This window comes from Flavobacterium sp. (assembly GCF_013823965.1).
In the GTDB taxonomy this organism is placed as follows: Bacteria; Bacteroidota; Bacteroidia; order Flavobacteriales; family Flavobacteriaceae; genus Flavobacterium.
The window spans coordinates 12,768-37,059 of the sequence record NZ_PNNA01000054.1 but is presented as its reverse complement, the minus strand read 5'-3'; the positions used below and the strand labels follow the sequence as shown (position 1 = coordinate 37,059).

24 protein-coding genes are annotated in these 24,292 nt (G+C 35.4%); 10 read left to right on the top strand and 14 right to left on the bottom strand.

Going from position 1 to position 24,292, the window contains the following annotated elements:
• The first annotated feature begins 172 nt into the window (after window positions 1-172).
• Window positions 173-1,960: an ABC transporter transmembrane domain-containing protein gene (locus C0430_RS06060; RefSeq protein WP_290866633.1), complete on the top strand. Its 1,788-nt coding sequence runs from the start codon at window positions 173-175 to the stop codon at window positions 1,958-1,960.
• A gap of 75 nt (window positions 1,961-2,035) precedes the next feature.
• Here the strand turns inward: C0430_RS06060 and C0430_RS06055 are convergent, their stop codons facing one another.
• Window positions 2,036-3,205, bottom strand: coding sequence for a proline dehydrogenase family protein (locus tag C0430_RS06055; protein WP_290866630.1), 1,170 nt, complete (start codon window positions 3,203-3,205; stop codon window positions 2,036-2,038).
• Window positions 3,206-3,297: 92 nt separating this feature from the next.
• Between C0430_RS06055 and aroB the strand changes: the two genes are divergently transcribed.
• From aroB to C0430_RS06030, 5 genes are all read left to right on the top strand, one after another.
• Entirely contained in the window at window positions 3,298-4,365 is a 1,068-nt protein-coding gene (aroB, locus tag C0430_RS06050; RefSeq protein ID WP_290866627.1) for a 3-dehydroquinate synthase, read from the top strand.
• A 56-nt stretch (window positions 4,366-4,421) separates the two neighbouring features.
• A complete protein-coding gene (locus C0430_RS06045) occupies window positions 4,422-4,601 on the top strand; it encodes a hypothetical protein (RefSeq protein ID WP_290866624.1) in 180 nt (59 codons plus the stop codon).
• Between the two features lie 54 nt (window positions 4,602-4,655).
• Window positions 4,656-6,059, top strand: a complete 1,404-nt coding sequence (locus C0430_RS06040) for an arginine decarboxylase (RefSeq protein ID WP_290866620.1) — start codon at window positions 4,656-4,658, stop codon at window positions 6,057-6,059.
• Between the two features lie 88 nt (window positions 6,060-6,147).
• Entirely contained in the window at window positions 6,148-7,119 is a 972-nt protein-coding gene (locus C0430_RS06035; RefSeq protein ID WP_290866617.1) for a deoxyhypusine synthase family protein, read from the top strand.
• Window positions 7,120-7,128: 9 nt separating this feature from the next.
• Window positions 7,129-7,527: a DNA primase gene (locus C0430_RS06030; protein WP_290866614.1), complete on the top strand. Its 399-nt coding sequence runs from the start codon at window positions 7,129-7,131 to the stop codon at window positions 7,525-7,527.
• A 222-nt stretch (window positions 7,528-7,749) separates the two neighbouring features.
• On the opposite strand, the gene C0430_RS06025 is transcribed toward C0430_RS06030, so the two are convergent.
• The 4 genes from C0430_RS06025 to C0430_RS06010 form a co-directional block, all read right to left on the bottom strand.
• On the bottom strand, window positions 7,750-8,265 hold the full coding sequence (locus tag C0430_RS06025) for a DinB family protein (protein WP_290866610.1): 516 nt from the start codon (window positions 8,263-8,265) through the stop codon (window positions 7,750-7,752).
• 61 nt (window positions 8,266-8,326) lie between these two features.
• Complete coding sequence (locus tag C0430_RS06020) at window positions 8,327-10,912, bottom strand: phosphoenolpyruvate carboxylase (protein ID WP_290866607.1); 2,586 nt, start codon at window positions 10,910-10,912, stop codon at window positions 8,327-8,329.
• A 101-nt stretch (window positions 10,913-11,013) separates the two neighbouring features.
• Window positions 11,014-11,493, bottom strand: a complete 480-nt coding sequence (locus C0430_RS06015) for a winged helix-turn-helix transcriptional regulator (RefSeq protein WP_073371425.1) — start codon at window positions 11,491-11,493, stop codon at window positions 11,014-11,016.
• A 70-nt stretch (window positions 11,494-11,563) separates the two neighbouring features.
• Window positions 11,564-12,718: a M14 metallopeptidase family protein gene (locus C0430_RS06010; protein ID WP_290866598.1), complete on the bottom strand. Its 1,155-nt coding sequence runs from the start codon at window positions 12,716-12,718 to the stop codon at window positions 11,564-11,566.
• A gap of 312 nt (window positions 12,719-13,030) precedes the next feature.
• Between C0430_RS06010 and C0430_RS06005 the strand changes: the two genes are divergently transcribed.
• Window positions 13,031-13,513: a helix-turn-helix transcriptional regulator gene (locus C0430_RS06005; RefSeq protein ID WP_290866586.1), complete on the top strand. Its 483-nt coding sequence runs from the start codon at window positions 13,031-13,033 to the stop codon at window positions 13,511-13,513.
• 1 nt (window position 13,514) lies between these two features.
• Here C0430_RS06005 and C0430_RS06000 read toward each other — a convergent pair whose 3' ends face one another.
• Complete coding sequence (locus tag C0430_RS06000; protein ID WP_290866582.1) at window positions 13,515-14,072, bottom strand: 1-acyl-sn-glycerol-3-phosphate acyltransferase; 558 nt, start codon at window positions 14,070-14,072, stop codon at window positions 13,515-13,517.
• Between the two features lie 60 nt (window positions 14,073-14,132).
• Between C0430_RS06000 and C0430_RS05995 the strand changes: the two genes are divergently transcribed.
• Together C0430_RS05995 and C0430_RS05990 are read left to right on the top strand one after the other, a co-directional pair.
• Window positions 14,133-14,798: a spermidine synthase gene (locus tag C0430_RS05995; protein ID WP_290866578.1), complete on the top strand. Its 666-nt coding sequence runs from the start codon at window positions 14,133-14,135 to the stop codon at window positions 14,796-14,798.
• A gap of 69 nt (window positions 14,799-14,867) precedes the next feature.
• Window positions 14,868-15,578 (top strand): potassium channel family protein, encoded by a 711-nt coding sequence (locus tag C0430_RS05990; RefSeq protein WP_290866575.1) that lies wholly within the window; start codon window positions 14,868-14,870, stop codon window positions 15,576-15,578.
• A 55-nt stretch (window positions 15,579-15,633) separates the two neighbouring features.
• Here the strand turns inward: C0430_RS05990 and C0430_RS05985 are convergent, their stop codons facing one another.
• The 7 genes from C0430_RS05985 to C0430_RS05955 all read right to left on the bottom strand — a co-directional run bounded on the left by C0430_RS05985 (window position 15,634) and on the right by C0430_RS05955 (window position 22,366).
• A complete protein-coding gene (locus C0430_RS05985; RefSeq protein ID WP_290866571.1) occupies window positions 15,634-17,031 on the bottom strand; it encodes a pitrilysin family protein in 1,398 nt (465 codons plus the stop codon).
• A 3-nt stretch (window positions 17,032-17,034) separates the two neighbouring features.
• Window positions 17,035-18,348, bottom strand: coding sequence for a pitrilysin family protein (locus tag C0430_RS05980; protein WP_290866568.1), 1,314 nt, complete (start codon window positions 18,346-18,348; stop codon window positions 17,035-17,037).
• A 54-nt stretch (window positions 18,349-18,402) separates the two neighbouring features.
• Window positions 18,403-19,128, bottom strand: a complete 726-nt coding sequence (gene kdsB / locus C0430_RS05975) for a 3-deoxy-manno-octulosonate cytidylyltransferase (protein ID WP_290866565.1) — start codon at window positions 19,126-19,128, stop codon at window positions 18,403-18,405.
• Between the two features lie 76 nt (window positions 19,129-19,204).
• A complete protein-coding gene (locus tag C0430_RS05970) occupies window positions 19,205-19,999 on the bottom strand; it encodes a DUF1080 domain-containing protein (protein ID WP_290866562.1) in 795 nt (264 codons plus the stop codon).
• A 63-nt stretch (window positions 20,000-20,062) separates the two neighbouring features.
• Entirely contained in the window at window positions 20,063-20,479 is a 417-nt protein-coding gene (locus C0430_RS05965; protein WP_290866559.1) for a hypothetical protein, read from the bottom strand.
• Between the two features lie 58 nt (window positions 20,480-20,537).
• Window positions 20,538-21,368 (bottom strand): 4,5-DOPA dioxygenase extradiol, encoded by an 831-nt coding sequence (gene ygiD / locus C0430_RS05960; RefSeq protein WP_290866556.1) that lies wholly within the window; start codon window positions 21,366-21,368, stop codon window positions 20,538-20,540.
• A 119-nt stretch (window positions 21,369-21,487) separates the two neighbouring features.
• Window positions 21,488-22,366 carry an SDR family oxidoreductase gene (locus C0430_RS05955; RefSeq protein ID WP_290866553.1) on the bottom strand — a complete coding sequence of 293 codons (879 nt, stop codon included), beginning with the start codon at window positions 22,364-22,366 and terminating at the stop codon, window positions 21,488-21,490.
• Between the two features lie 121 nt (window positions 22,367-22,487).
• Between C0430_RS05955 and C0430_RS05950 the strand changes: the two genes are divergently transcribed.
• Window positions 22,488-22,850, top strand: coding sequence for a helix-turn-helix domain-containing protein (locus C0430_RS05950; RefSeq protein ID WP_290866550.1), 363 nt, complete (start codon window positions 22,488-22,490; stop codon window positions 22,848-22,850).
• Here C0430_RS05950 and C0430_RS05945 read toward each other — a convergent pair.
• A complete protein-coding gene (locus C0430_RS05945; protein ID WP_290866546.1) occupies window positions 22,847-24,268 on the bottom strand; it encodes an AAA family ATPase in 1,422 nt (473 codons plus the stop codon). The two genes, C0430_RS05950 and C0430_RS05945, sit on opposite strands and share 4 nt — an antisense overlap.
• Window positions 24,269-24,292: the final 24 nt, after the last annotated feature.

Here is a 24,292-nt window from a genome sequence, read left to right as displayed (position 1 = left end):
TTTTTTAAAGGTGTGCAAATATACACTTAGATATTGTATTTGCAAACAAAATGCAGAAATAAAATTAAAATTTATTTTGAGTTCCACAATGTTCATTTAAATACGAAATAGAACCTAATATTTTAGCGATGCATCACTATAGTATTATATTTGTAAAAACAAAATAATAACAATGGCTCGATTTAAAGAAAATGATTTACCCAAATCAAAAATTACGGCAAGTTCACTAAACAAGGCAACCCTCATATTTCGATATGCAAGAAACCATAGTTGGAAATTTTATGTTGGTTTAATTTTTCTATTGCTGACAGGTGCCACGGCCCTAGCTTTTCCTAAATTGATGGGAATGTTAATTGACAGCGTGAAGGATAAAAGTTATGATCAAGCAAACAATATTGCTCTATTACTCATCGTAATATTGTTTCTGCAATCAATTTGTTCTTTTTTTAGACTATCATTATTTGTCAATTTCACGGAACATACTTTAGCCAACCTTAGGCTCTCTTTATACAGTAATTTGGTAAAATTGCCGATGTCGTTTTTTTCCCAAAAGCGTGTTGGTGAATTAAACAGTCGCATCAGTTCCGACATCACTCAAATACAGGACACCTTAACAACTACAATTGCTGAATTTCTGCGTCAATTCATTTTAATTATTGGCGGTGTCATCCTATTGGCAACCCAAAGCATCAAGCTGACCTTATTAATGCTCTCCGTAGTGCCGCTTGTGGCTGTAGCCGCAGTAATATTTGGTAGATTTATAAGGAAATACTCTAAAAAAGTACAGGACCAAGTTGCCGAAAGTCAGGTAATTGTCGAAGAAACAATGCAAGGAATAAGTATAGTAAAGGCTTTCGCCAATGAATGGTATGAAATTGCCCGTTATAAAGGAAAAATAAATGAAGTGGTAAAATTGGCCATCAAAGGCGGAATATACAGAGGTTATTTTGCTTCCTTCATTATTTTCTGTCTGTTCGGAGCCATTGTTGCCGTGGTTTGGTATGGAGTTCGATTGAGCATCAGCGGCGAAATGAGTGTGGGACAATTAATATCTTTTGTGTTGTATTCGACCTTCGTTGGAGCTTCTTTTGGTGGAATCGCCGAATTGTATGCCCAAATTCAAAAAGCCATTGGAGCCACCGAAAGAGTCTTTGAATTATTGGAAGAAACTCCGGAAAAAATCAATTCGGCACAAAGTTCCCATTCCGTTCAAAAAATAAAAGGAAACGTGACGTTCAAAAATGTAGGGTTTACCTACCCTTCCAGAAAAGAAATGAAAGTTTTGAAAGGGGTTAACTTCACGGCTGACTTTGGTCAAAAAATAGCCATTGTAGGCCCAAGCGGTGTTGGAAAATCAACCATTGCTTCGCTTCTATTGCGTTTTTACGACATTAATAGCGGCGAAATATTGGTAGACGGCAAAAATATCTACGATTATGACTTGGAAAATCTCCGCGGAAATATGAGTATTGTTCCCCAAGACGTGATTTTATTTGGCGGAACCATTAAGGAAAATATTGCTTACGGAAAACCAGATGCCACCGATGAAGAAATTATTTTGGCTTCTAAACAGGCCAATGCCTTAAGTTTTATAGAAAGTTTTCCAGATAAATTTGAAACTTTAGTTGGCGAAAGAGGCATTAAACTTTCCGGTGGACAAAGACAGCGCATTGCAATTGCCAGGGCTTTGCTCAAAAATCCGAGTATTTTAATTTTGGATGAAGCCACTTCTTCTTTGGACAGCGAAAGTGAAAAACTGGTACAGGAAGCCTTGGAAATCTTGATGGAAGGAAGAACGAGCATCATTATTGCCCACCGTCTTTCGACCATTCGCAGTGCAGACCAGATTTTAGTTCTTGACAAAGGCGTAATTGCGGAACAAGGAACGCATCAGGAATTAATAGCTTTGGAAAATGGAATTTATAAAAACTTGAGCAATCTGCAGTTTAGCCATTCATAAAAAAATAACCCGACAAGTTTTTAAAAACCTGTCGGGTTTAAACTGACTACTGAAAACTGCAGACTGGATACTTTTTTATTTCCCTTTTCTTCTATCGCGCTCCGCTTTTATCATTGCCAATTCTCGACTGGTTTGTCCCGCAACCGAAGTGTTTTCTTCCGCACGGCGAATCAAGTATGGCATCACGTCTTTTACGGGACCAAAAGGCAAATACTTGGCAATATTATATCCATTTGCAGCCAAATTATAACTAATGTTATCACTCATTCCATACAATTGGCCAAACCAAATTCTGTCATCATTGGTTCGCAATCCTTTTTCTTGCATTAGATCCATCAAGAAATAAGTGCTAGACTCATTGTGGGTACCTTCAAAAACAGACATGCTGTCAATATTGTCGACCATGTATTTTACGGCTGCGTTGTAATTTTCATCCGTCGCTTCTTTAGAGGCACAAATAGGTGTTGGATATCCTTTTTCTATGGCACGTTCATTTTCTTTTTCCATATAAGCGCCACGAACTAGTTTCATTCCAATGAAAAATTCTTCTTTTTTTGCTTTTATGTGTAATTTTTTCAAATAATCCAATCGATCCCAACGGTACATTTGCAAGGTATTATAAACAATGGGTTTTGATTTATTGTATTTTTGCATCATTTCTTCGACCAAATTATCGACAGCATCTTGCATCCAACTTTCTTCGCTATCAATCAATAAAGCCACATCATTGTCATAAGAGGTTTTGCACACTTTTTCAAAACGAGCCACAATTCTATTCCATTCTTCCGTTTCGGCGGCATTCAATTTTTTTCCTTCTCCTATATCTTGATATAATTTTAAACGTCCAAACCCTGATGGTTTAAAAACAGCAAACGGAATCGCCTTTTTTTCCTTGGCAAAATCAATCAATTTCAAGGTTTTTTCCAAAACAGCGTCAAACTGCTCTTCTTCCTCCTTGCCTTCAACGGAATAATCTAAAACAGATGAAACTCCTTTGGCATACATTTTATCTACCACACTTATACAATCGTCTTCATTTACACCACCACAAAAATGGTCAAAAACCGTGGCTCTAATCAAACCTTCAACCGGAAGATTTGCTTTGATGGCAAAATTTGTTACGGCAGTTCCAATACGAACCAAGGGTTCGTTGGCAATCATTTTGAAAAGAAAATAAGCTCTATCGAGTTCGGTATCGCTTTTTAATGAAAATGCAATCTGGGTATTATTGAATAAATTTTTCATTTTTTGTTATATTTTTCTACAAATATAAATAGAGTTTTGAAAATTATTTAGCAAAAATTACCTTATTTTGCCTTTTTAATCAATTAAATAATATGCAATCTATTCAAGCCAATAATTATCCAATTTATTTTAACGAAAAAGGATATGAAGCCCTTAATTTATACCTAAAAGAGAGTAACTATTCAAACCTGTTCATCATTGTTGACAGTGAAACAAATGAACTTTGCTTGCCTAAATTTTTACCTTGTCTGGAAACCAATCTTACAATTGAAATAATAGAATTTGAAGCTGGCGAACCCAACAAAAATATTGAAACTTGCGTCCAAATCTGGAATGTCCTGACAGAACTTGGCGCTGATAGAAAAAGTTTGGTAATCAATCTTGGAGGTGGCGTTGTAACTGATTTGGGAGGTTTTGTGGCCTCAACATTCAAACGAGGAATGGATTTTATTCATATTCCAACCACTTTACTTTCTATGGTGGATGCTTCCGTGGGCGGAAAAACAGGTGTTGATTTAGGCAATTTAAAAAACCAGATTGGCGTTATCAATGTGCCAAAAATGGTGCTTATTGACACTCAATACCTGGAAACACTTTCTAAAAACGAAATGCGCTCCGGTCTTGCCGAAATGCTTAAACACGGATTGATATACGATACAGCCTACTGGGAAAAATTCCTGGATTTAAAAGCCATCGATTATGCAGATTTTGATGAATTGATTTACCGTTCAGTCGAAATAAAGAATGAAATAGTGATTCAGGATCCAACAGAAAAAAATATCCGTAAAGCATTAAATTTTGGACATACATTAGGCCACGCCATCGAAAGTTATTTTCTGGAAAACGAAAACAAAAAAACATTACTGCACGGCGAAGCCATAGCCGTTGGAATGATATTGGAAAGTTATATTTCGTTAGAAAAAGGATTGATGACTCCTCGCGAATATCAAGAAATAAAATCTACCATAAAAGCCATTTATGATGAGGTTGTTTTTGAAGAAAATGACATCGAACCCATTCTGGAATTACTTATTCACGACAAAAAAAATGAGTATGGAAATATCCAGTTTGCATTGATTGAAGGTATCGGGAAAATAAAAATAAATCAATCTGTTGCAAACGAATTGATTCTAAAAGCTTTCCAAGATTATAAATCTTAACCTTTTTTTATAAAAAGGGTTGCTTTGCGTCTATTATATTTTTTACATTTGCAGCAATGAAAAACAATCAAAACCAAAGAAATTATAGTTCCATCAAAAACGACAACAATAGCTCTTTTCAAAGAATATTGAAACGTTTTTATGGCATTAAAGGTTCCTTTAGTTTTGACATATTTCAATATTTGAAAGCCGATCACGAAAAGCTTCAAATTGTCTATGCCAATATTCGGGTTTGAATTTTAGCTTAATTTATTTTTTAAATACAATTAATCTAAAACACACAAAGCCAAATGAATACAAAATATTTCGATTTAATAAATCAAACTTATTATTTCCCACAAGAAGAATTCAGCCTAAACAAAGACAATCTCGAGTTTCACAACATCGATTTGATGAAATTGGTCGAAAAATATGGTACGCCATTAAAATTTACCTATTTGCCCCAGATTTCCAACAACATCAACAAAGCCAAAAACTGGTTTCGCAAGTCGATGGAAAAAAACAATTACGAGGCCAAATATTACTATTGCTATTGCACGAAAAGTTCCCATTTTGAATATGTAATGAACGAAGCGTTCAAAAACAACATTCATATCGAAACCTCCTCGGCTTTTGACATTAATATTGTTGAAAATTTGTTGGAATCAGGTAAAATCAACAAAAGTACTTACGTTATTTGCAACGGCTTCAAAAGAGACCAATATATCGAAAACATCTCTCGATTGATTAATAATGGCCATAAAAACACCGTTCCAATAATTGACAACTACGAAGAACTCGATATCCTGCAAAACAAAATCAAAAGAAAATTCAAAATCGGGATTAGAATCGCTGCCGAGGAAGAACCAAAATTTGAGTTCTACACTTCTCGTTTGGGTATTGGTTACAAAAATATCGTCCAATTTTACAAAAAACAAATTCAAGACAATAAAAAGCTGGAACTTAAAATGTTGCACTTTTTCATCAATACCGGTATCAATGACAACTCCTATTACTGGAACGAATTGGTCAAATGTATCAAGGTGTATGTGGCCCTGAAAAGAGAATGTCCAACATTGGACGGATTGAATATTGGTGGTGGTTTTCCAATAAAAAACTCCTTGGCATTTGAATACGATTACCAATACATGATTGACGAAATCATCAATCAAATCAAGATTGCCTGTGACGAAGCCGAAGTGGATGTTCCAAATATTTTCACTGAATTTGGTTCTTTCACCGTTGGCGAAAGCGGTGGAGCCATCTATCAAATTTTGTATCAAAAACAACAAAACGACAGGGAAAAATGGAATATGATTGATTCTTCTTTCATTACCACTTTGCCGGATACTTGGGCCATCAACAAGCGTTTTATCATGCTGGCCGTCAATCGTTGGAACGATACATACGAAAGAGTTTTATTGGGCGGAATGACCTGTGACAGCGATGATTATTACAATTCAGAGCAGAACATGAATGCCATTTATTTGCCCAAATATAATAAGGAAAAACCTTTATACATTGGTTTTTTCAACACAGGAGCTTATCAAGAAACCATAGGTGGTTACGGTGGTTTGCATCACTGCCTGATTCCGGAACCTAAACACATTCTCATTGATAAAGATGAAAATGGAATATTGGCAACCGAAGTATTCTCGGAACAACAAACGGCAGAACAAGTTTTAAAAATATTAGGTTACGACAAAAATAAATAGTTAATACACAATTAGTTAAATTAAAAATTCGTTAAATTTGAGAATGTTTTTTCAATATTTCGATTTTTAAATCTTTAAATTTAAAAAAATGAGTAAAGGACCAATCAGTCAATTTATCGAAAAGCATTATTTGCATTTCAACTCTGCATCTTTAGTTGATGCCGCAAAAGCATACGAACAACAATTAGCCAACGGGGCAAAAATGATGGTTAGTATGGCTGGTGCAATGAGTACCGCCGAAATTGGTAAAATTTTTGCCGAAGTAATTCGCCAAGACAAAGTGCAAATCATTTCATGCACAGGAGCAAATCTTGAGGAAGACATCATGAATTTAGTGGCACATTCCCACTACGAAAGAGTTCCTCATTACCGTGATTTGACTCCGGAAGACGAATGGGCTTTATTGGAAAGAGGATTAAACCGAGTTACCGACACTTGTATTCCCGAGCATGAAGCATTCCGTCGTTTGCAAAAACACATTTACAAAATTTGGAAAGATGCCGATGACAAAGGTGAAAGATATTTCCCTCACGAATTCATGTACAAAATGTTACTTTCGGGAGTTTTGGAGGAATATTACGAAATTGACTTAAAAGACAGCTGGATGTATGCCGCTGCAGAGAAAAATTTACCTATTATTGTACCAGGATGGGAAGATAGCACGATGGGAAATATATTCGCTTCCTACGTAATCAAAGGAGATTTGAAAGCATCAACCATGAAATCCGGGATAGAATACATGACTTTCCTGGCCGATTGGTATCCAAAAAATAGTGCCAATGGCATAGGTTTCTTCCAAATTGGTGGAGGAATTGCTGGAGATTTTCCAATTTGCGTTGTCCCAATGTTATACCAGGACATGGAAATGCACGACATTCCTTTCTGGAGCTATTTTTGCCAAATTTCAGATTCAACAACCAGTTATGGTTCGTATTCTGGAGCTGTGCCAAACGAAAAAATCACTTGGGGAAAATTAGACATCAAAACCCCAAAATTTATTATAGAGTCGGATGCCACTATCGTTGCTCCATTAATTTTCGCCTATTTGTTGGATTTATAGACTATTTTTATGAAAAGAGTAATTGTTGACTACGCAAAACTTACCCACGAAATCTTGAACCTCCTGGTCGAAAGATTTCCTGACGGCTATGATGATTCAAACATTATCCGTTTTAGAAACGCAAGAAACGAACTAATCGAAGCTGTTGAAGTGCGAACTGAAGATACTATTTATTTAGTAAAAGTAAGTACCAAACTTGCTGACAGAATCGAAAATTATGATGAGGACGATGAAATAGAAATCGAACCAATCGCAGACATCAGCTTAGACGATGACGACGCGGTTGATGACGATGACGACAAACCAGAGTACAAAGACGATGATGTTTCTGGAGAAGACGACGATGACGATGACGACACAGATGAAAGCGACATTCCAGAAGATGAGGATGATGAAGACGATGAATAATTAATTTTTCGATATAAAACACAAAAAGGAACTCTTAATCGAGTTCCTTTTTTTATTACTTTAACCAAAAATATAAGCCAAACTGAAATAAAATTTCGGGTGAAAAATTCCGATCCAATCAAAATTTGGCCGTCATTGAGAATAAAAAGAACGCAAACACAAGAAGTCACAAAGAAAACTAAAATTAGAAACTTTGCGACTTCGTGTCCTTGTGGCAATCTTTTATAAATATCGTTCTTGAAAAACTTTTTGATGGTGTTTTTGATGTCCAATAATCAAAAATCCCAAAGCTCTCACCGAAATAGAATGATTGGATGCAGTGCCTATTCGGGTCAATTGCTCTTCGGTAAAACTTTTGAACATCAACAAATTAGAGTGTCTCAAGGCCGATAATTCCGTCAACAATCCTTGAATGCTTCTGCTGTTGGCATCGGTATTTTCCACATAATCATTTTCCTCAAATCCTGGCAATTGCGTTTGGTCGTTTCTGGAAATTCGCAAAGCGCGATAACCAAAAATTCTTTCGGCATCAATAATATGCTGGATAATGTCCTTGATCGTCCATTTGCCTTCGGCATAACGATAATCAAATTTGTCCATTGGAATATTCTGGACAAACCTGATAAAATCGTGTAAACTGATTTCTAATTCTTCCAACAATTCTACATTGTCAAGCGCATTGATGTAAGTCGCATTGAACTGAGAATATTCATTTACGGGCAATTGATTGGAATTCATATCTTAATTTTAAATATTTATAGAACAATCTGAATTCTAAAATCTTAACTCTAAATTCTTTTTAAGCCGAGTTTCTACTCGCATTCGTGTTTCCAAAAAGGGAACGGGTTACAATCTTTTCATAAGTTTTAATCAACTCCAAATCTGGATTTTCATCCTTGTTCAATTCGTTAATTCTCAACAAAGCATATTGTTGTATTGTCAACAATGGCAACACGATACGTTCTCTTATATCAATCGATGCTTTTCCATCAGGATAATTTTCCATCAAGTCTTTATGACCCGCAATTTTCAACAACATACTTTTTGTTACCAAAAATTCGTCATAGATAATTTGCCAAAAATCTCCAAATTCTGGATCTTTTCTCATATAAGCTGTCAAAGGAAAAAATGATTTAGCCAAAGACATCATACTGTTTTCCAACAAGGTTTTAAAGAACAAGGAATCATTGTACAAATCTTGCACTTTATCCCATTGTCCATTGTCTTCAAAATGTTTCAATGCAGAACCCACACCAAAGAAACCAGGTACATTTTGTTTCAATTGACTCCAAGATCCTACAAAAGGAATGGCTCTCAAATCAGCAAAATCTAAATGTTCCGATTTGCTTCTTTTAGAAGGACGACTTCCTATATTGGTTTTGGCATAATATTTCAAGGTACTCATTTGCTCCAAATAAGGAATGAATTTAGGATGATTCTTGAAACTCAAATACTTTTCGTACCCTAATTCTGCCAACTGATCCAGAATAGCTGTTTCGCCACTAGTCAATTCGTTTTTGCCTTTACTAAAAATATGATTGGTAACCCCTGCACTCAACAAGTTTTCTAAATTGTAACGACAAGAATCCAATGTCCCAAAATTAGAACTTATGGTTTGTCCTTGCACGGTAATCTGGATTTCGTCATTTTCAATTTTTGGCCCCAATGAAGCATAGAATTTATGTGTTTTTCCGCCACCACGTGCTGGAGGCCCGCCACGACCGTCAAAGAAAATAGCGTGAATTCCATATTTTCTGGACATTGCCGTCAATTCTTTTTTGGCTTTGTAAATACTCCAGTTGGCCATCAAATAACCGCCATCTTTTGTTCCATCAGAGAAACCTAGCATTATGGTTTGTTTTTGATGCCTGTTTTTCAAATGATTGGCATACGCCGGATTATTGTAGAGTTTTTCCATAATAACATGGGCATTCTGCAAATCGTCCACGGATTCAAACAAAGGAATAATATCCACAGATAAATTTTCCCAACCGTTCAAATGAAAAAGCGCAAACGTCTCCATAACATTCAACGCACTTTCGTTGTTGCTAATAATATATCTATCAGCTCCGGATTCTCCGTTAGATTCTTGTATTTTGCGTATGGCCTGAATGGATTCTAACGTAGATTTTGTTATTTCATTATCAAAATCATTTGAATCTAGATTTCCTTTGACATTGGATAAAACCTCAAATTTCTGGTCTTCCGTCAATTCGAAATAATTTGTAGGAAATATTGACAAACCAGAATTCAAATAAAACTTGACTACATCAGCAAAAACAGCATCGTGTATTTTACTGTTTTGGCGAATATCCAAAGAAGCAAAATGAAACCCGAACAAGTTTACTTTTATAAGTAGCGCTTCCAATTCTTCGAGATACAAAGATTGGTGTTTTTCTATGACAATGGTCCTAATTTTATTCAATTGGGTTTTAAATTCCTCCAAAGTGATGTAAATCTCTCCTTTTGAATAAAAAACAGAACGGTACAACTTGTTCTCCAATTCAGCAACCAAAACATCCACTTCATAAAATGTCAGTTTTCTTTTTAAACTTCTCATTTCAATGTAGTAGCATTTCAATATCGAAGTTCTTAGTCTCTCTGCAACTTTCAGGGTGATTTCTGTTGTTACAAATGGATTTCCATCACGATCGCCACCAGGCCAAAAACCTAATTTTATCAATTGATTTTGGATAAAATCTCCATTAAAAACATTCTTTTGAAGATAATGCACCATTTCGCCTGATGTCTCATAAAAAACATTTTCAAGATACCAAATCAAACTGACTGCTTCATCGTAAGGATTGGGCTTTTCGTTTTGGATAAAAGGAGTTTTTCCTAATTGAGCCAACAATTGTTTGATGTCTAGCAAATCGTTTTTACGAATGGCATCGGTCAAATCATTGATGATACCCAATACTGCACCAGGATAAAACTGGGTTGGATGCGCCGTTAAAACCGTTCTAACATTAAAGTTTTCCAGAAAATCAATCAGTTCTTCTTTATTGTTCTTGGCATCTGATTTTTCTTTGATATCTCTCAAGGAACCTCTTCCTTCCATATTATTTACCACCGGAAAAGCAGCATCTTCAATAGCATCAAAAAGAACAATTTGACGTTCGATGTATTGGATAAAACGAAACATCAAGTCAATTTTTTCCGTTTCGGAAACTGTGTGCAAATATTTCTTGGAAAAAAAATCAACAATTTCTTTAGGTGTTTCCTGTTTTTTGAACCCATTGTCGCAAACATCAGTAAACAATGGCAGTAAAACTCCCGTGTTGTCTATGGAATCAAATGGCAACGTGATAAAAACACTGTTGTAGATGTGATATTTAGAAAGAACCGCTTGGTTGAAACGTTCTATTTTTGGAAGCGTATACATATTGTTCTTAAAGATTAGTTAGTGTTACCATAGTAGTTAGTGTTAAAAAAAAACCTCAAGAATTCACTTGAGGTTATATGTGGCAATAGCTTTCAAATGAATTACATATTCTTAAAAATAGTATGCATCAAACGCTTTTTATCATTTATGCTTTCCTCCAATGAAATCATGGTTTCTGTTCTATAAACACCTTCGATATCATCAATCATAAAGATTACATCTTTTGCATGTTTGGTATCTTTAGCCCTAATCTTGCAAAAAATATTAAATTTTCCGGTTGTTACTGAAGCTACGGTTACAAAAGGAATTTCGTTAATACGTTGCAAAACAAATTTGGTTTGTGAAGTGTTATTAAGAAAAACCCCAACATAAGCTATAAAAGAATAGCCCAATTTATCATAATCAAGCACTAGTGACGAACCCATAATAATTCCTGCATCTTCCATCTTTTTAACCCTAACATGCACGGTACCGGCAGAGATTAAAAGTTTTTTGGCAATGTCTGTAAATGGAATTCTAGTGTTGTCAATCAACATATCCAATATTTGGTGATCTACTTCGTCTAAACGGAACTTACTCATAATTCTTAAATTAATATTATTAGTTGCAATTGCAAAATTTTACATAAAAAGAAATGGTTAGTATTCTTTTTTAAGAAATCATCAAACCATTTACAAACTTAAGAGTGTTATTTAAATAAAAATCAGCTTTTTGATCTAATTCAGGAATATTATTTTGACTATCGCCATAAAGAGCTCCTTCTGCATTATATTCAAAATGTCCAAAACAATCATCCAATTCGCCTATCTTGACAATGTAAGCATTAAAACAAATTTGATTTTCAACCAACTCTTCCTTGTATTGAGCAGCAAAATTCGTGATTATTTCGATACCATCATAATTTATTTTGATATTTTTATACATAAAATCATAAAAAACGACTTTATTTTGAGGAATACTCAAATATTTATCTAATTTATTAACAACTATAACGTTTTCGCCCAGTATTTGAAAACTCGAAATCAAAGCCATAAAAATATATTTACGCGTTTCTTCCCTGAGATAATCTTTCGAAAAATGCCCTGCCTCAAATAAAACAGTTGGAACTCCCATATATTGAAAAGTATCGCCAATACAATTTATATTGAATGAATCGTCAAAACGACCTACCTGCCCCGGAATATACTGTTGCAGAACATCATTTATCTCCGCAATCAAATTGATAGCTTTCAATCTCGATTCATTAATTTCTCGAGCATCGTTGTAAGCTGGCGCCAAAAAGGAAACTGTTGCAGGTTTTCCAGTATCGGAAACTCCGAAAATAGTGCGCTGATCGTGAAGATTAAAACAAAAATCAGGTTGGAAGCTTTCGAAAGTCGCTCTCAAAACCCTGCTTTCCGGTTGTGAAAGATGCTGTGAATCCCTATTTAAATCTACTTTATTCGCATTTTCACGAGTGTATAATTTTGCTCCGTCCGGATTCAGCATTGGAATGCAGCAAAAAGTAAATGAGTTTAGCATTTTTTGGGCTAAATCCGAATTACTTTGCAACACATTCAAAAAATCAAATAGTCCTTTTGTGGTTGTGCTTTCATTTCCGTGCATTTGGGACCAAAGCAGAATCTTAGTTTTTCCGGTTCCAATTTGGTACTTATAAATAAGTGCACCAAGAACTGATTTTCCAATAATTTCTAATTGATTATTGGTATTAATTTTTTTCAACAATGGCTCAATTTCATCCAGCGTGATGTAACGACCTCGCAATGATTGTTCTTTATTTTGATTGAATAATTGTTCTAAATCCATGTGTAAATTTTTGTTTTACAAAAGTAAACATCTTTGCTTTTACATTTGTAAACAAACAAAACTATCCAATTATTTATTTATGTAAACATATTTACAAAGAATTTGTTCTTTGCCTTACTGCATAATGTTGACAATTGTTTGTTTTTGTTTTTACATAATTTATTTTATTATTTATCAGTAATTTAAGTGTTTTTATCGAAAGTAATAATTGCACGTAAATACTATTTTTTTACTAATTTACAGATGTAATTTTGGCGCATTCCTTCTTTTTAATTACATTTGTAACTCAATTATTTTTCAAACCAATTTACAATGGTAAACATAGAAGATTTTATAAAAAGACTGGAAATTATACTCGATTATTACAGTTTGAATGCTTCCACATTTGCCGATAAAATAGGTGTGCAACGTTCTAGTTTGTCCCACCTCCTTTCGGGCAGAAACAAACCAAGCTTGGATTTTATACTTAAAATTTTGGATGTTTTTCCCGATGTGGATTTGTATTGGATTTTGAATGGAAAGGGAACTTTTCCAAAATCGGAATTAAAAATGGATACTATTCTTGCTGCTTCCACTCCAATAATTGACCATCAAATTGCCGAAACCCAAATAGAGAAAGCAGCAGATTTGTTTTCTGAAGAATTGCCAAACAAAAAAAATCCTGCAGAAGAAAAATTGGTGAACAATTTTTTAAATACGCAAAGCTCGTCGGACTTGCAAAAAAACAACTCGGAAATTGACCGAATTGTCATTTTCTATAAAAATGGAACTTTTCAAACTTATTCGCCGGAATAAATTATTTTTCGGAGTTAAAACCTTTTTCGGGAATTTTTCCAATTACTCCTTCGTAATGTTGAAGCAAATTTTTCAAATCGGCCTCGTAATTTGATGTTGGATAAAAGGGTTTGCCAACGCTTACCGTTTTGCTGCCAAAATCAAATGCAACAGGAATTATGGCAACATTTGCTTTTAAGGCAATATAATAAAACCCTGATTTGAGTTCGTTGACTTTTTTTCTGGTGCCTTCGGGAGCAATGGCCAATCTGAATTCTTCGTAGTGGTCAAATATTTTTGCAATGGCATCTACTTTATTTAAACTTCCTGTTCGATCTATTGGCGCGCCACCCATCCAACGGAAATAAAATCCGAATGGAAAACGAAACAGCTCTTTTTTGCCAATATAATTCATTTTAATACCGGTGATTCCCCTGGTAAATATTCCCAAATAAAAATCATGCCAACTGGTGTGAGGCATAACCATTAGAACGCATTTCTTGATACTTTCATCAAAAGAGCCTTCAATTTTCCAACCCATTAATTTAAAAAAAATAAACTTGTAAAAACTTCTTTTCATTTGGAACCCATTTTCGGTAAAATTAACATTATTCTCCTATTTTTGATAAAAATATCTCTAATGTTCAAAAAACTGTTCAGCTATATCATTCCCATCAATGTGTTCAAACAAAAATCTAACATTAGCCAAACGCTTGAAGTCACTTGGAGCAATGGCGAATTGGTTTTAGATAGTAAAAACACCAACTATTCGTATGGAAGTTTACAACGAATTTTAAGAAAAGGATTGAAATTTATTGGTTTTGGAAGAATCAAAACCATGAACAACATTCTCGTTTTGGGAGTCGCTGGCGGAAGTGTCATTAAAACATTGGTTGACGAAATTAATTTTGAAGGCAAAATTACGGGTGTCGAAATCGACAATAACGTGATTACTATCGCCAACAAATATTTTCATTTAAACCAAATTCGAAATCTGGAAATAATAATTGATGATGCGTTTGAATTTGTTTTAAAAACCAAAGATGTTTACGACCTAATCATCATTGATATTTTTCAGGATACCAAAATGCCTCTCTTTTTATTTGAACCATTTTTCATCAATAGAATTTGCGATTTGTTGCAACCGAAAGGTTTCATCCTTTTTAACACGATGGTTTTAAACGACAAACAAAAACAACTCAATTTGGGGTTTTTAAATGCTTTTGATGTTACTCAATATAATGTGACAAAATTGCACAAAGTCGAAGAACTAAATGAGTTGATTATAGTTGAAAGTAAACTTTAAATTATTTTTTTTTCGAAAAATGACGCAATTTATTCGTACATTAGAGGTGTATTTTCATCATAAAATGACATGAAATCCATTCTAAAAAAGTTGTTGTTGGGAAACGTCTCAAAGTTGCCAAAACCAGATTATAATCCTGTAGAAAAACGCATTCAAAACATTAAAGCCATCTGGAACAACAACCATCAAGATGACAACGGAATAGAGAAAATTGTTCGATTGTTCCTTTCTTCCTCCCAGTTGCTTTTCCCCGGAGTATACATCAAATATTTAGCATATTTAAAAGGATATCAATATCGGGATTTGGCTTTGGATTTTTACATTTTGCTCAAAATAATCTTTCCTTTATTGATTTTAATCAATCATTGGCAAGAATACAGTGTTGTGATTTGGATAATGGTTTATGTCTTGCTGGAAACCGTTTTATACATTCCCACATTGATTTTTGCATCGGACATGTTTTCTAAACCACGTTCTTATAAACGATCAATGCTATTGCTTTTCCTAAATTATTTGGAAATTATATTGGCATTTGCCGTCTTGTATTCCTGTGGAAATTATTTGAACAAGCCTCTTAATCATTGGTTTGACGCCGTTTATTTCAGCACAATAAATTCTGCTTCTATTGGATATGGCGATTTTTATCCAGTGACGACCTTTGGGAAAATATTGGCGACTGCCCAAGCCTTTTTGTTTTTATTTTTTGTGGTTTTGTTCTTGAATTTTTTCTCTGCCAAGATAAAAGCCAAAGGTTATTTTGATATTGAAAACGATGCTTAAATCCCAATAACAAATGTTTTGACCAAAAAAAAGGGAAACTTAATTCCCTCTTTTCTTAATTCATTTTTTTGATGTCGTCACTAATTTCAACTTCAGTGACTTTGCCATATTTTTCGGCAGTTTTCTTGATGTCTTCCGATTTTCCTATCAAAACAAACTGCAATTTGTCTTTTGGAAAATAGTTGTCGATAATTTGGTTGGCTTTTGCCAAGTCAAGACTATCCACGTTTTTTTCGAAATTGTCGATAAATGATTTGTCAAAATTATACCAAAACATTTGCGACAGCAAACCTGCCAATTGTGAGGTAGTTTCATAATCCGGCGGGAATTGTCCTTTCACATAATTTTTGGCAGAAGCCAATGCTTTTTCATCGATTCCTTTGGCGTGTAAATTATTCAATACCACCAATGCTTTATCAATCGCTGGTTCAGTCGTTTTAGAAGCCGTAAATGTGGAAATATAAAAGGAACCACCATTTTTTAAATTGTTAAACCTGCTTCCGGCACCATAAGTCAAACCTGAATTTACCCTCAATTCATCGTTCAGCATCGAAGTAAAACGTCCTCCAAAAAGCGTGTTGACCACTTCAATAGCCACATAATCCGGATTGTTTCTGCTCACGCCCGGCGCTCCAATATAGAAAGTGGTTTCCTTGGCATCTCCTTTGTTTACCAACAAAACCCTGTTTTCTGTAGGAAGAACAATTTGTTTTGATGCCAGGTTTTCAATTTTTACGACCGATTTTTCCCAACCGGAAAACAATTTGGTTATCATAGCTTTCATTTCATTCGTGTTGAAATCTCCAACAATGCAAATCGCGGCTTCATTCGGTTTGTAATTGGTCTTGAAAAAATCTTTCACGTCATTCACGGTCAATTTGCCAACAGTTTCCTTGTTTCCGTTTTTAACATTCGCATAAACGTGATTTCCATATAACAAAGTATCAAAATAAGCTCCTATAACAGAACGTGGACTTTCTTTTTGTTGCGCCAACGAAACCAACAAACGGCTTTTCTCCTTTTCGAATTCGGCAGCATCAAAAACAGGATTGAGCACAATTTCTTTAATGATATTCAGCACTTTAACTTTGTCCTTGGATGCAAAATCAGAAGAAAGGCCTGCAAATTCTTTTGTCGCATAAGTAGCTACTTCAGCTCCCAAAAAGTCCAATTCTTCATCTAATTTTGTTTTGGTGAAATTTTTGGTACCGTGTTTAAGGGAAATGGCCGTCAATGATGCCAATCCCGCTTTGTCATAATCATAAATCGCGCCTCCGGGAAGTATAACCGAAACGCTAATAACAGGCACTTCGTGTTGTTCCATCAAGGAAACTGTAAGCCCGTTTGCCAATTTAAAAGTTGTGTAATTGGGCAATTTGAATCCTTGTGCCGATAAGTGGCCAGTTGCAATTACCAGTAAACACAGGATGAGTTTTTGAATATTTCTTTTCATGGCTTAATCTTCTACATTGGTTTTTAATACGGCAACTGTTCGGTTACTTTTGGTCAAATATTTTTCGGCAACTCGTTTTACGTCGGCAACGGTGACTTTGTTGTAATTAGCTGGCGCATCGAACATTTTTTTATAATCTCCGAAAAAAACTTCGTAGGTCCCAATATTGTTCGATTTTCCGTTGATGGTTTCCACCTGGTTGTAAAACTCCATCAATTTTTGGTTCTTGATTTTTTGCAATTCTTTTTCGGTGATGCCCTCCTTTTTAATTTTTTCAATTTCGGCATAAACGGCTTGCTCCAAATCAGTTTCTTTTACATCTTGGTTGGCGACCGCATAAACATTGAAAAGAAACGGATCGAAAGTGTCTCCATAATCCGTAAATACTTGTGTGGCCAATTCCTTTTGATCCACCAGAGACGAATACAATCGAGACGAATTTCCGCTGGATAGAACGGAACTCAAAATATTCAAGGCATAATAATCATCATTTTTGGATTCCGGGGTTTTATATCCAATCATCAAGTATGGTGTTTCCACTTCTTTCTTGATGGTAATTCTTCGTTCTCCGTTTTGGGCTGGTTCCACAATATGCACTTTTGGCGGTGCAACTTGAGCAGGAATTGGTTCGAAATATTTCTTGGCCAATTCCTTCACTTTTTCCATTTTCAACGCTCCCGAAACCACGACCACGCAATTGTTTGGCGCATAATACGTTTTGAAATAACGCTCCAAATCTTGCTGTGTCCAGTTTTTCATGTCGTCTTCGTAGCCAATAACCGGCCAATGATAGGGATGTTCCTGAAAAGCGGTTGCTTGCAATCCTTCGGATAAAGGACGCCATGGCGAGTTTTCAAGACCTGTTCTTCGCTCACTCAATACAACGCCTCTCTCGCTTTCTACCATTTTGGGGTCAATACTTAAGCTGGCAATTCGATCTCCTTCAAGATCAAACATAATCTCTGCCGAAGCTGCCGGAAACCAGTCCGTATATACCGTGACATTTTCGGTGGTGTAGGCATTATTGGCACCACCATTGAATTCCATGGTTCGATCAAATTGTTTTGGGCCATATTTTTTGGCTCCGTTGAACATCATGTGTTCAAAAAAATGGGAAAGTCCTGTGATTCCTTGGTACTCGTTTCGGCTTCCCACCTTGTAAAAAAAGTACATATTGGCGTTGGGAATGGAGAAATCTTCCACAACCAGAAATTTCATTCCGTTATCCAAGGTAAACGTTTTTACATCATCGGCTTTCATTTGTGCCTGTCCCGCGAAAGTCAGCAAAAGCATCAGCAAGAGCATTATTTTTTTCATAAACATAAATTAATTGGTGTTAAAACTACTAAACTTTATTGAAAATTATTTTTTTTACAACATATTCCTCGCCTTTTCCAAGTCTTCAGGCGTGTCTATGCCAATACTTTTATCGGCGGTTTCAACCATTTTGATGCGTTTTCCAAATTCTAAATAGCGTAATTGTTCCAGTTTTTCGGAAGCTTCCAATGATTTCATCGGCAAATTGTAGAAATCCATCAAGGCTTGTTTTCTAAAAGCATAAATTCCGATATGTTGCATATAGCGAACGCCCACGTTTTTCTCTCTTGGATACGGAATCACGGAACGAGAAAAGTACAAAGCAAAACCGTTTTGGTCCACCACCACTTTCACGTTATTAGGATTGTTGATTTCGTCTTCATTGGTGATTTCACACATTAGGGAAGCCAAATCCACTTTTTTATTAACGTCGTTTTTATAAACTGCAATCAGTTTTTCCAAAGCTTCCGTGTTGATAAAAGGTTCGTCACCTTGTACATTTACGACAATATCAACGTCCAAATTTTCGACAGCTTCGGCAATTCGGTCGCTTCCAGATTCATGTTCTTTGATGCTCATTATGGCCTTTCCTGCATTGGAAGTTATTTCTTTGTATATCAAATCGGAATCGGTAACCACAAAAACATGGTCAAAAAGATTGGACTTTTTGGCGGCTTCGTAGGTTCTTAAAATCACGGTTTTGCCTCCCAAATCCTGCATTAGTTTGGCAGGAAATCTTGTGGAAGCGTAACGCGCGGGAATGACTGCTATTATTTTCATTTTTTATTTGATTTTTTGATTCGAAGACACAAATTTTTATTCATTATGCTTCAAAAAGCTCCTTGTCATTTTTATTTTATAGCTTTCGAATCCAAATATTTCTAAATTGTGTTTTATTATTATGATCTTGCAAAGAAATTACATCCTCACCGTGAGGAGAAGGATAATTATGCAAACCGATATATTGAGTCAATCCGTTAATGGAAACGTTATTTTGAATCAAAACCCCATTGTGCAAAACTGTGATTCTTGCTGGACTATCTATTTTTCCATCTGCTTTAAAACGTGGTGCTGTATATATAACATCATAAACATTCCACTCTAAAGGAGGTTTCATAGCGTTTACTAATGGCACATAATCCTTATAAATACTGCCTGCTTGCCCATTACTATAGGTTCTGTTGTCATACGAATCCAGCACTTGAAGTTCGTATCTGTTTTGAAAAAAAATACCGCTATTTCCTCTGGATTGACCTCCTCCAACAACCACATCTGGAGCGCTCCATTCAATATGTAATTGGCAATCACCAAATTTCATTTTTGTTTCGATACCTCCACTACCTGGAACAACTTCCATATAGTCATTATTTATTATTTTCCAAGAAGCTTCCTTCGAAGTGTCTTTTTGACTAACCCATTGATTCAAATTTTTACCATCAAATAGGATAATAGCATCCGAGGGGGCATCCCCTATTTTTTTGGCTGGAATAATTATAGCTACTTCAGGTTCCCATATCTCAGTCATTTCGGGTTTCATAGGCATTGGTGAAACCTCAGGCGGAGTATAAATATCCGCATTTTGTGACATTGCAAACACTGAATAAAATATAGCAAAAAGTAAAAGACAATTCTTATTTAGATTCGATTTCATAATTCAATAAATTTAAGTTAAATCAATTTCTTAAAAACAAATGGTTTTATTATTTGCTTTCATTTACTCTTCTCTGATTTCAATAAACTCATATTCTTTATTATCGAACTCCAAACTTAATTCTTTTGCTTTATATTTTACAGTATTATCGTCCAACATTTCGATTGAATAAACATCTGTTTTTCCATCACTATCGAATGTTTCGTAAAATAAGCCGTCTTTTATTTCCCATTTTCCTTTTTCAACATGGCTTTCTACTTCACAATTTTCTATGGACGTGAACAATAGTATAAATGTTCCGTTTTTATTATGGGTCTTGATCCAATACTTGGTTAGGCCGGGTTGCTGGTTGTCTTCTTCTGAACCACTCCAAGTTCCGATTAATTTATTTTTTAATTTATCGTCATCCGATGTTTTGGTTGTTGCAAAGGAAAATAATAGAATTGATGCTAAGATTAGTAGGGATAATTTGGTTTTCATTGATTTAGGTTTTTATTATTTTCAATATTCAAATATAAGATTTTTCCACAAAACTCTTCTAAACAATCTTCACCGAAGTCATGCTCAACGAACCCGCCACCAATTTGTCATTGAACAAACTCAGTTCTTCGGTTTTGTCTTTTAAACCTAAAGTGTAAATCAAGGGCAAAAAATGGTCTGGCGTGGGAATCGCTATTTGCAAAGCCTTGCCTTGCCTTTCATAATCAACCAGCGGTTGAAAATTGCCGTCCAACAAATAATTATTTACGGTTTCTCTAGCTTCAATTGCCCAATCGTAGCCATAATTGTCTTTGTTGAAATTAGGAAAATCGACCAAACGCAAATTATGCACGATATTGCCGCTACCTATTATCAAAATACCTTTTCGGCGCAAATCGCTCAATTTTTTGGCCAATTCAAAATGATATTGCGGCGATTTGGTATAATCAATACTCAACTGGATTACGGGTACATTGGCTTCGGGATACAAATGTTTAATCACGCTCCAAGCTCCGTGATCCAAACCCCAATGCTCGTCCAATTCCACTTGAACAGGCTGCAACAATTCCTTGGTTTTCTTTGCCAATTCAGGACTGCCCTTTGCGGGATATTGCACGGCAAACAATTCCTGCGGAAAACCTCCAAAATCGTGAATCGTTCGCGGCATTTCCATCGCCGTTACCTTGGTTCCATTGGTAAACCAATGCGCCGAAACACACAAAATGGCGTTGGGTTGTGGCAAGGTTTTCGCCAAGTCACGAAAGCCGGTCACAAACTGGTTTTCCTCGATGGCATTCATAGGACTTCCGTGTCCTAGAAACAACACGGGCATTTTTTCGGTGTTCGAAAAAGTGCTTGAAATTTGATGCAAATCGTTTAAAGTATTCATAAAATCAAATTGTATAAATAATGTTTAAATGTAAATAATCTTTTCTGTTCTAATCACAATAAATAAAAAAAACGAACACATAAAATTGTTCGTTTTTTAAATCTTGATGCTATTGTTTTTTATTTTAGGTACGTTTGTTTCAAGAATTCTTGCAAACTAATTGATTTTCTGCCTAATAACTTTTCTAAATCCGTTGAATTCGCATAAAATTCACCTTGTTCAATCGCTGCTCCAAAACCTACAAACATTCCAACATATTCTGCCGGAACACCAGCTTTTGTCAAAACATCTGAATAAACATCAAGACTTGGACTGGTGTAACCAATCTCAGTTTTGGTTAAATCACTCAAAATAGTAGCAGCAGTTTTCAATGAATAATTCTCGCTATTATTCATTGCATATTCTCTACTTTCGACGTTTTCCTCCATCAAGACATTGGCAACAGCCTCGGCCAAATCATTTCGAGAAACATAAGCCGCAGCGGTATCTCCTGCCGGAAAAAAGATTCCAGTTTCTAAAACTTTTTCTCCAAAAAACATTGGTAAAACCTCTAAATATAAATTATTTCTAAAAATAGAATAGGTCATTCCACTTGCTTTGATAGCGTTATCAGTATCAATATGTGATTTTGCCAAAAAAGCAATTGGCGAAGTTTCCGTTTCATTTTTACGTTCGAAACTGGTGTATAAAATATGTTTCACTCCAGCTTCTTGGGCTGCTTTTACAGCATTCAATTGTTGTTTACTTCGATTTTGCAAATCGGTTGCCGAAACCAATAACAGTTTATCAACTCCTTGAAAAGCAGTTACTAACGAATCATAATTATCATAATCTGCTATTTTGAGAGTTATTCCTTTGGCTTTCAAATCTTGGGCTTTGGCCTCATCTCTCACCAAAGCTGAAATATGTGTTGCAGCTACTCCTTTATTTAATAAAAAATCGATAGTTGTTTTTCCAAAATTACCAGTTGCACCAGTCACTAAAATTTTTGCGCTCATTTTTTTTAATTTTTATTGTTAATACTAATGCAAAGATAATTACATTTGCTACCTAAAATATAGTGACGCACTAATATATAGCGATATACTTTAGTATAGCATCAACAAAATCAATAAGATAATGAAAAATAAAATCAGTTTTGAAGATGCCAAAGCCTGTCCAATTCAATTTGTATTGGCTGTAAACGATACTTTAAATGTAATTAATGGTAAATGGAAATTACCAATTATCGGTTCTTTATTGTTTGAAAAAAGACGCTTTACCGACATTCAACGCAATATTTCCAAAATCACGCCCCGAATGTTGTCTAAAGAATTGAAAGATTTAGAAATGAACGGAATGGTCAAACGCACTGTTTATGATACGACACCAATAACTGTGGAATACGAATTGACCGAATCTGCAAAATCTTTGGGTGCAGTTTTAGATAAAATGTTGGAATGGGGTTTGCAACATCGTGAAAATGTACTTTCAGGAAGTTAGTCCACGAAACTCTCGTCCTTAAAACCTATCAAATATAACTTATTTTTGGCTCTCGTCATAGCAGTGTACAACCAACGAATGTAATCCCTGTTGATGCCGTCGGGCAAATAAGGTTGCTCAACAAAAACCGTGTTCCACTGCCCTCCTTGCGATTTGTGGCAAGTTATCGCATACGAAAATTTGACCTGCAAGCCGTTGAAATATTCATTGGCTTTCACTTTTTGGAATTGTTTGTATTTGGTTTCGCCTTCGTAATCTTTCAAAACTTCTTGATACAATCGGTTGGATTCTTCGTAGGTCAAGGACGGCGATTCACTTTTTATGGTGTCCAATAATAATACAGTTTCAAACGGTTTTTGGTTGGGATAATCGACCATTCTTATTTTGACATTGGCAAACTTGAAACCGTACAATTCCTTGATGTTGAAAATTTCCAAGACTTCGATGATGTCGCCATTGGCAATAAAACCGGCTTCGTCGGAATCTTTGAGCCAGAAATAATTGTTTTTCACGACCATCAAAAAATCACCTGTTGACAATTCGCTTTCTTTGTCGAGAATTTTCGTGCGGATTTGCTCATTATATTGATTGGCTCTTTTGTTCGACCGAACAATGAAAGCCGTGTCCTCGATGCTGTAATTGCTGTAAGCCGAATTAATGGCATCCTGAATGTCATAACCATCGGTCAAACGGACAATATCCTTGAATTTCTTTAAATCGAATTTGAATTCGTCGATAAAAGAATCCTTCAACAATTCCCGAAGTTCAGTCGCATTGTACAAAATCCCGGAGTTTTCTTCCTGACGCATTACTTCGTCCAATTCGATATGTTCGACTTCTTTGCCATAATTCATCCCCAAAGTCCGAATGTCCAAAGCGGGACTGATGTCCAAATTCACGGGCGGCAACTGGGCAGTGTCTCCCAAAAGGATCATCTTACAATTGGTTCCCGAATAGACATAGGAAATTAAATCGTCGAGCAAGGAACCGTTTTCATACAACTTGGAATCAGAATTGGTGTCGGAAATCATCGAAGCTTCATCGACGATAAAAATCGTGTTTTTGTGCTTGTTGGGTTGCAAAGTAAAAGACACTCCACCTCCAGAAGACTTCTTGGGAAAATAGATTTTCTTGTGAATCGTAAACGCCGGTTTTTCCGAATAATTGGCAATCACCTTGGCCGCGCGACCTGTTGGAGCCAGCAAAACATACTTTTTGTTGATGTCCACCAAATTATTGACAATCGCTGAAATCACGGTGGTTTTTCCCGTTCCGGCATACCCTTTCAATACAAAAATGGTGTCGTTTTCCTTTTCGGTCAAGAAAATTGCGATTTTTTGAAAAAAAACATCCTGTTTGTAGGTCGGTTTAAAAGGGAATTTTTTCTGTAAAAGACTATAAAACAAGGAGGATTCCATCTAGAAGTAAAATAATAAAATGAA